The organism is Aminobacter sp. MDW-2, from assembly GCF_014250155.1.
GTDB lineage: Bacteria > Pseudomonadota > Alphaproteobacteria > Rhizobiales > Rhizobiaceae > Aminobacter > Aminobacter ciceronei.
Genome location: NZ_CP060197.1, coordinates 975,217 through 982,498, shown reverse-complemented (window position 1 = coordinate 982,498; position 7,282 = coordinate 975,217). Strand labels below are relative to the sequence as shown.

The 7,282-nt window shown below is 63.6% G+C and carries 8 protein-coding genes (1 of these 8 cut by a window edge); 5 read left to right on the top strand and 3 right to left on the bottom strand.

Annotation, left to right across the window (positions count from 1 at the left end):
• On the bottom strand, window positions 1-786 hold the 5' portion of the coding sequence (locus tag H5P29_RS04765; RefSeq protein WP_185910249.1) for a UDP-glucose/GDP-mannose dehydrogenase family protein. Its footprint begins 642 nt before the window's first position; only the first 786 of its 1,428 coding nucleotides appear in the window; the start codon lies at window positions 784-786; its stop codon lies off the left edge, out of view.
• Window positions 787-856: 70 nt separating this feature from the next.
• A complete protein-coding gene (gene hemN, locus H5P29_RS04760) occupies window positions 857-2,206 on the bottom strand; it encodes an oxygen-independent coproporphyrinogen III oxidase (RefSeq protein WP_154387415.1) in 1,350 nt (449 codons plus the stop codon).
• Window positions 2,207-2,393: 187 nt separating this feature from the next.
• Between hemN and H5P29_RS04755 the strand changes: the two genes are divergently transcribed.
• On the top strand, window positions 2,394-3,119 hold the full coding sequence (locus tag H5P29_RS04755; RefSeq protein ID WP_154387416.1) for a Crp/Fnr family transcriptional regulator: 726 nt from the start codon (window positions 2,394-2,396) through the stop codon (window positions 3,117-3,119).
• 8 nt (window positions 3,120-3,127) lie between these two features.
• On the opposite strand, the gene H5P29_RS04750 is transcribed toward H5P29_RS04755, so the two are convergent.
• Entirely contained in the window at window positions 3,128-3,607 is a 480-nt protein-coding gene (locus H5P29_RS04750; protein ID WP_154387417.1) for a hemerythrin domain-containing protein, read from the bottom strand.
• Window positions 3,608-3,760: 153 nt separating this feature from the next.
• Here H5P29_RS04750 and ccoN point away from each other — a divergent pair, with 153 nt between their 5' ends.
• The 4 genes from ccoN to ccoP are packed head-to-tail and all read left to right on the top strand — an operon-like array spanning window position 3,761 to window position 7,146.
• Window positions 3,761-5,377 carry a cytochrome-c oxidase, cbb3-type subunit I gene (gene ccoN / locus H5P29_RS04745; protein WP_067955827.1) on the top strand — a complete coding sequence of 539 codons (1,617 nt, stop codon included), beginning with the start codon at window positions 3,761-3,763 and terminating at the stop codon, window positions 5,375-5,377.
• Window positions 5,378-5,387: 10 nt separating this feature from the next.
• Window positions 5,388-6,119, top strand: a complete 732-nt coding sequence (gene ccoO, locus H5P29_RS04740) for a cytochrome-c oxidase, cbb3-type subunit II (protein WP_067955826.1) — start codon at window positions 5,388-5,390, stop codon at window positions 6,117-6,119.
• Between the two features lie 10 nt (window positions 6,120-6,129).
• The gene (locus H5P29_RS04735) at window positions 6,130-6,279 is read left to right on the top strand and encodes a CcoQ/FixQ family Cbb3-type cytochrome c oxidase assembly chaperone (protein ID WP_067955824.1); all 150 of its coding nucleotides are present in this window, start codon (window positions 6,130-6,132) and stop codon (window positions 6,277-6,279) included.
• A 3-nt stretch (window positions 6,280-6,282) separates the two neighbouring features.
• Window positions 6,283-7,146, top strand: a complete 864-nt coding sequence (ccoP, locus tag H5P29_RS04730) for a cytochrome-c oxidase, cbb3-type subunit III (RefSeq protein WP_067955823.1) — start codon at window positions 6,283-6,285, stop codon at window positions 7,144-7,146.
• Window positions 7,147-7,282 lie beyond the last annotated feature (136 nt).

The window sequence follows — 7,282 nt, the reverse complement described above, 5'->3', positions numbered from 1 at the left end:
GCCCAGCCCGGGATAGATGAAGTGGTAGCCGATACGCGGGTCCGAGCCGATGCCCTTGCGCACCTCCTCGATATCGGCGCCGAGCAGTTCGGCCAGGTTCGCCATCTCGTTCATGAAGCTGATCTTGGTCGCCAGCATGCAGTTGGCGGCGTATTTGGTGAACTCGGCCGAGCGCACGTCCATCACGATCATCTTCTCGTGGTTGCGGTTGAACGGTGCATAGAGCTCGCGCATCACCTCCTCGGCCGCTTCGCTGTCGGTGCCGACGATGATGCGGTCGGGCTTCATGCAGTCGGCGACCGCCGAACCTTCCTTCAAAAACTCCGGGTTGGAGACGACGTCGAAGCTTAGCTCCTCCCGGCCTCTCTGTTTCAAGGCCACCGCAATCGTCTCGCGCACCTTGTCGGCGGTGCCGACCGGCACCGTCGACTTGGTCACCACGATCTTGGCACCCGCCATCTCGCGGCCGATGGCATCGGCCACCGACAGCACATATTTGAGGTCGGCCGAGCCGTCCTCGCCCTGCGGCGTGCCGACCGCAATCATCTGGATCGCGCCATGGCGCACGGCCATCGAAGCGTCCGTCGTGAAGACGATACGCCCCGCCGCGTGGTTCTCGCGCACCAGCGCCTCCAGCCCCGGCTCGAAGATCGGGATGAAACCCTGGTTCAGCCGCTCGACCTTGGCCGCATCGACGTCGACACAGACGACATCATGACCGACCTCGGCCAGAACAGCCGCCTGAACAAGACCGACATAGCCAATCCCAAATACTGTCAGATTCATGAATCCAGATCCCGTTCGCGCCGTGCGTTTCGCACGCGCTTGATACAGGAATTTGACAGCGCGTAGAAGTTCAGACGGCTACGGAATGGCGCGCGGTGCCCTGCCCGAGATAGGCGTCGAAGACAGCCGCGATCGATCGAACGAACGGCTTGCCGCGTTCGCTGACGACGAAGCGGTTGCCGGCGCGCACGAAGACGCCGTCCCTGTCGTTGGCGGCAAGCAGCTCGGCCTCGGCAATGACGCCGCGGGCGCCATCGCCGAAACGGCTGAGCAGCTCGCAGCGCGAGAAGGAAAAATCGCACATCAGCCGCTCGATCACCCAGGCACGCATGCGGTCGGCATTCGACAGGGCGAAGCCGCGCACCGCGGCCAGGCCACCGGCCAGCACGCGGCGTTCATATTCTCCCGTTGCCGGCATGTTCTGGACATAGCCATGTGGCAGAAGGCCGATCGACGAGGCACCGAAGCCGATCAGCGCGTCGGCCTGGTCGGTCGTATAGCCCTGGAAATTGCGCCGCAGCGTGCCCGCATGCGCCGCCACGGCCAGGCTATCCCCAGGCAAGGAGAAATGATCCATGCCGACGGCTTCGTAGCCGGCGTCCAGGATCAGCCGCGCGGCCACTTCCGACTGCGCCAACCGCGCCACAGCGTCGGGCAACAACGCATCGTCGATCATCGTCTGGTGCTTCTTCAGCCACGGCACATGGGCGTAGCCGAACAGCGCGATGCGGTCGGGTCGCAGCGACAGCAGCTTTTCCGTTGTTGCGGCGATGCTGTTGAGCGTCTGGTGCGGCAAGCCGTAGAGCATGTCGAGATTGACCGAGCGCACGCCGCGCGCGCGAACGGCGTTGACCACTGCCTTCGTCTGTTCGAAACTTTGCTCTCGGTTTATGGCCTTTTGAACCCGCTCATCGAAATCCTGCACGCCCAGGCTCGCCCGTGTCAGACCTACGGCCGCCAGCGCATCAAAACGAGCCTCGTCCATATCGTTGGGATCGATCTCGACACTGATTTCGGCATCATCGGCAAAGCTGAACTTTTCGCGCAGGCGGCTGCCGAGCGCCATCATGTCCTTCGGTGTCAGCATCGTCGGCGAGCCCCCACCGAGATGCAAGTTGCGGACATTTAGCCGGCTTCCACACAGCGCGGAGATCGTATCGATCTCGCACTCCAGCGCCCTGAGATAACGTTCGACGGGATCGTAGCGACGGGTCTGCTTGGTATGGCAGGCGCAGAACCAGCACAGCCGGTCGCAATAGGGAACATGGATGTAGAGCGACGCACTCGCCCCCTTGGGCAACGCGCGCAACCAGCCGCCATAGGTCGTCGAAGACACCGCCGCATTGAAGTGCGGCGCGGTCGGATAGCTGGTGTAGCGCGGCACCGGCGCTGCGTATTTCTCGACGAGGGTCCTGTCCATGATCGTCTCCATCAATTGCTGAAGCATGCTGCGGAGACGCCGGTATCGCCTTGACCTGGATCAAGCGAAGACCTGGATCAAGCAACGAGCTGGATCAAAAGCAACACAGGGCGATGGACACAATGACACGGTTCCTTTTGGCGGCCGCGATGCCTAGATTGGGCAAATCGGGGTGCTGGACGAAGAAATGGCCATTCGCCAGGACATTCACAATTCTGAAATACCGGCGTTGTGCCGCTCCTGCGAGGCGCGGCATCGCGGCGTTTGCGGTGCGCTGACGCCGGAACAGCTTGTCGAGCTCAGCCGACACACCACCAAACGCAAGGTCGAGCCGGGCACCGTGCTGGTGTCGGACTCGGACACGATCGACAGCTACGCCAACGTGCTGGCCGGCGTGGTCAAGCTGGTCAAGACGTTGCCCGACGGCCGCCAGCAGATCGTCGGCCTGCAGTTCGCGCCCGACTTCATTGGCCGTCCGTTCAAGCAGGAGAGCTCGATCACGGCAGAAGCCGCAACCGCCGTCCGCGTCTGCGCCTTTCCCAAGACCTCGCTCGACCGTATGATCGACCAGGCGCCGGAGCTCGGCCACCGGCTGCATCTCCAGGCGCTCGACGAGCTCGATGAGGCACGCGACTGGATGCTGACGCTGGGACGCAAGACCGCCGCCGAGCGTGTCGCCTCGTTCCTTCACCTCATCGCCAGGCATGGCGACCCAGAGGCCGAGAGCGCGGGCGAAATCAGCTTCGACCTGCCGCTTACCCGCGCCGACATCGCCGATTTCCTTGGCCTGACCATCGAAACCGTCAGCCGCCAGCTGACCAAGCTGCGCAAGGACGGTCTGATCACGGTCGAAAACAACCGCCATATCACGGTCTTCGACTTGGACAGGCTGGAGCGACGCGCCAATATCTGAGCAGGCCGTCAACCGGCGGGCGCCAGAAGTGCCATGACATGGTCGCGCTCGAAAGCGACGTGCCGGCGCACCGCGCCGAAATAGCCTCGCAACATGAATCCCAGGGTTTCCGGACTGTCGGCCTCGCCCTGCCGCGCGGCAAAGCGCAGGGCGTCCCGCAACTCGGCGGCGTAGCCCTCATCCTCGAGATGTTCGTTCCTCAGTCGCTCGATGGTCTTGCCCGACTCGACGCTGTGGCCCAGACGCTGGCAAAAGCACGGAAAGATCCGCTGCTCCTCGAAGCGGTGGATTTTTGCCATTGTCGGCCCAAGCGCCCGCGCCGCCAGGATGCATTTTCTCCGGTCAAGCCCGTTGGGCAGTGAATCGGCAATCTCCTCAAGCCGGTCGCACAGCGCAAGTTCGGCGGTATGGGCGCGCCGCATCACCTCGACGGCCTCGCGCTCAGCACCATCCTGCGATCCGGCTTGCCTGTCATTGAGCGCGATCATTACCCAGAGGTTCCCTTTTTTGAGGCCAAGGCTGGGCCGACACGGCCGGCTTGACCTTGATCCAGATCAAGGCGCGAGCCGCCAATGTCATGGATGTGTCCGGTCTGGCGTCGGCAGAAACCGTCGGCGCGCGACCATAGTCGGGGATCGCTCATGAAATATGGAAACGAAATCGTCCTGCTGGCACTGGCGGCGTTCGCCGCCTTGCTGGGCGCCGCCTTCGCGCAGGATAGCCAGTTCGGCGCTCATATGTGGGTGCTGTTCTTCGCCCTTGCCGGTGGCGCCACCGTCCTGCTGCGCACCGGCAACTACGCACCGGCCGCTGCCGCGCCCGCGGACAGCTCGCCCTACATGGACGGGCCAATACGCTACGGCGTTATCGCCACCGTGTTCTGGGGCGTCACCGGCTTCCTGGTCGGCGTCGTCGTGGCGGCCCAGTTGGCATTCCCCGATCTCAACATCGAGCCCTGGCTGAACTTCGGCCGCCTGCGCCCGCTGCACACCTCGGCAGTGGTCTTCGCCTTCGGCGGCAACGCGCTGATCGCGACCTCGTTCTACGTCGTCCAGCGCACCTCGCGGGCGCGGCTCTTCGGCGGCAACCTCGCCTGGTACGTGTTCTGGGGCTATCAGTTGTTCATCGTCATGGCGGCGACCGGCTATCTGCTCGGCATCACCCAGAGCCGCGAATATGCCGAGCCCGAATGGTATGTCGACATCTTCCTGACCATTGTTTGGGTCGCCTATCTCGCCGTCTTCCTCGGCACCATCCTGAACCGCAAGGAGCCGCATATCTATGTGGCCAACTGGTTCTACCTCGCCTTCATCATCACCATCGCCATGCTGCACGTGGTCAACAACTTGGCGGTGCCGGCATCCTTCCTCGGCTCGAAGAGCTATTCGCTGTTCTCGGGCGTGCAGGATGCGCTGACCCAGTGGTGGTACGGCCACAACGCCGTCGGCTTCTTCCTCACCGCCGGCTTCCTCGGCATGATGTATTATTTCGTGCCCAAGCAGGTCGAACGCCCTGTCTATTCCTACCGGCTGTCGATCATCCATTTCTGGTCGCTGATCTTCCTCTACATCTGGGCCGGCCCGCACCACCTGCACTACACCGCCCTGCCCGACTGGGCGCAGACGCTCGGCATGGTGTTTTCGATCATGCTCTGGATGCCGTCCTGGGGCGGCATGATCAACGGCCTGATGACGCTGTCGGGCGCCTGGGACAAGATCCGCACCGATCCGATCGTCCGCATGATGGTGTTGGCCATCGCCTTCTACGGCATGTCGACCTTCGAGGGCCCCATGATGTCGATCAAGGCGGTCAACTCGCTCAGCCACTACACCGAATGGACCATCGGCCATGTCCACTCCGGCGCGCTTGGCTGGAACGGCATGATCACTTTCGGCGCCATCTACTTCCTGGTGCCGCGCCTGTGGGGTCGTGAGCGGCTCTATTCGCTGCGTTTGGTGACCTGGCACTTCTGGCTAGCGACCCTCGGCATCGTCGTCTACGCCGCGGTCATGTGGGTTGCCGGCATCAGCCAGGGCCTGATGTGGCGCGAGTATGACGAGCAGGGCTTCCTGGTCTACTCCTTCGCCGAAAGCGTCGCGGCCATGGCGCCCTATTACGTCGTCCGCACCATTGGCGGCCTGATGTATCTCGCCGGCGCGCTGGTCATGGCCTGGAACGTCTACATGACGATCCGCGGCCACCAGCGCCAGGAAGAGCCGATGCCCACCTCAGCCCCCGCCCTCCAGCCTGCGCAGTAAGGAGCCCGAAATGGCACTGCTCGACAAACACAAGACAATCGAGAAGAACGCGACGCTGCTTCTGGTCGGCACGCTTCTGGTCGTCAGCATCGGCGGCCTGGTCCAGATCACGCCGCTGTTCTACCTCGAGAACACGATCGAGAAGGTCGAGGGCATGCGGCCCTATTCGCCGCTGGAGCTCGCTGGCCGCAACATCTACATCCGCGAGGGCTGCTACACCTGCCACAGCCAGATGATCCGGCCATTCCGCGACGAGGTCGAGCGCTATGGCCACTACAGTCTGGCAGCGGAGTCGATGTACGACCATCCGTTCCAGTGGGGATCGAAGCGCACCGGCCCCGACCTCGCCCGCGTCGGCAATCGCTACTCCAACGAATGGCATGTCCAGCATCTGGTCGAGCCGCGCTCGGTGGTGCCGGAATCGGTCATGCCGAGTTACGCCTTCCTCAAGGAAACGCCCTTGGCGGTGAAGACCATCAGCTACGACCTGATCGCCAACCGTCGTGTCGGCGTACCCTACAGCGACGAGATGATCGCCAGCGCCGATGCCGACATCAAGGCGCAGGCCGATCCGAATGCCGACACGTCGGGCGTACTGGCGCGCTATCCCAAGGCCAAGCTTGGCGACTTCGACGGCGATCCGGCAGCGCTGACCGAGATGGATGCGCTGGTCGCCTATCTGCAGATGCTCGGGACGCTGGTCGACTTCTCGACCTACGACCCGGCCACCGGCTACCGCTAGGAGATATGCGATGGACTACACGACGTTGCGGCATTTCGCCGACAGTTGGGGGCTGCTGGCGATGACTGTCTTCTTCATCGGCGCGGTTCTCTTCGCCCTTCGCCCCGGCGGCAAGCAGGCCGCCGAGCGCGCCGCCCAAATCCCGCTCAAGGAGGACTGATCTGTGGGCGACAAGCACATCGACGAACTGTCCGGCGTCGAGACGACCGGACACGAATGGGACGGTATCACCGAGCTCAACAACCCGATGCCGCGCTGGTGGCTCTGGACCTTCTATGCCACCGTCGTCTGGGCGCTGGCCTACACCATCGCCTACCCGGCCTGGCCGATGATCAGCTCGGCGACGACAGGCGTGCTCGGCTATTCCAGCCGCGCCGACGTCAAGAACGAGCTGGCCGCAGCCGAACAGGCCAAGAGCGCCTATGTCCAGGCGGTCAAGGCGAAGAGCGTCGGCGAGATTCTGGCCGACGACAAGCTGCGCCAGTTCGCCACCGCCGCCGGCTCTGCCGCCTTCAAGGTCAATTGTATCCAGTGCCACGCCTCCGGAGCGCAAGGCTCGCCCGGCTTCCCCAACCTCAATGACGATGAGTGGCTGTGGGGCGGCAGCATCGACCAGATCTACAAGACCATCGGCCATGGCGTCCGCTTCGACGGCGACGAGAACACCCATGCGTCCGAAATGCCGGCCTTCGCCGACATTCTCGAACCGAAACAGATCACCGAGGTCGCAGCCTATGTCGCGAGCCTGTCGGGCACGGCCGACACGCCGGAGCTTGTTCCGGGCGGTGCCAAGGTGTTCGCCGACAATTGTGCCGCCTGCCACGGCGACAACGCCAAGGGCAACAAGGAGCTTGGCGCTCCCGACCTGTCCGACGCCATCGCGCTCTATGCCTCCGGCCAGGCCGCCATTGCCAGCCAGGTGCGCCATCCCAAGCATGGCGTGATGCCCGCCTGGGGCGCCCGGCTCGGCGACGTCAACGTCAAGGAACTTGCAATCTTCGTCCATTCGCTCGGCGGCGGCGAATAACCCTCCATCGCCGACGATCGATGGACGAAGGGTGGGGGAGAGGCCCGGCATCGCTGCCGGGCCTCTTTTTGCATTCGCTTGACCTGAATCAAGGTTCGCCGGGCACGGTCACGGCAAAAGCGAGATGAGACGCTGC

Bases quoted from the DNA above. Each gene is read 5' to 3' on its own strand.
- H5P29_RS04735 (WP_067955824.1), top strand. From the start codon at position 6,130: ATGGACTACACGACGTTGCGGCATTTCGCCGACAGTTGGGGGCTGCTG.
- H5P29_RS04750 (WP_154387417.1), bottom strand. From the start codon at position 3,607: ATGATCGCGCTCAATGACAGGCAAGCCGGATCGCAGGATGGTGCTGAG.
- hemN (WP_154387415.1), bottom strand. From the start codon at position 2,206: ATGGACAGGACCCTCGTCGAGAAATACGCAGCGCCGGTGCCGCGCTAC.
- ccoO (WP_067955826.1), top strand. From the start codon at position 5,388: ATGGCACTGCTCGACAAACACAAGACAATCGAGAAGAACGCGACGCTG.
- ccoN (WP_067955827.1), top strand. From the start codon at position 3,761: ATGAAATATGGAAACGAAATCGTCCTGCTGGCACTGGCGGCGTTCGCC.
- H5P29_RS04755 (WP_154387416.1), top strand. From the start codon at position 2,394: ATGGCCATTCGCCAGGACATTCACAATTCTGAAATACCGGCGTTGTGC.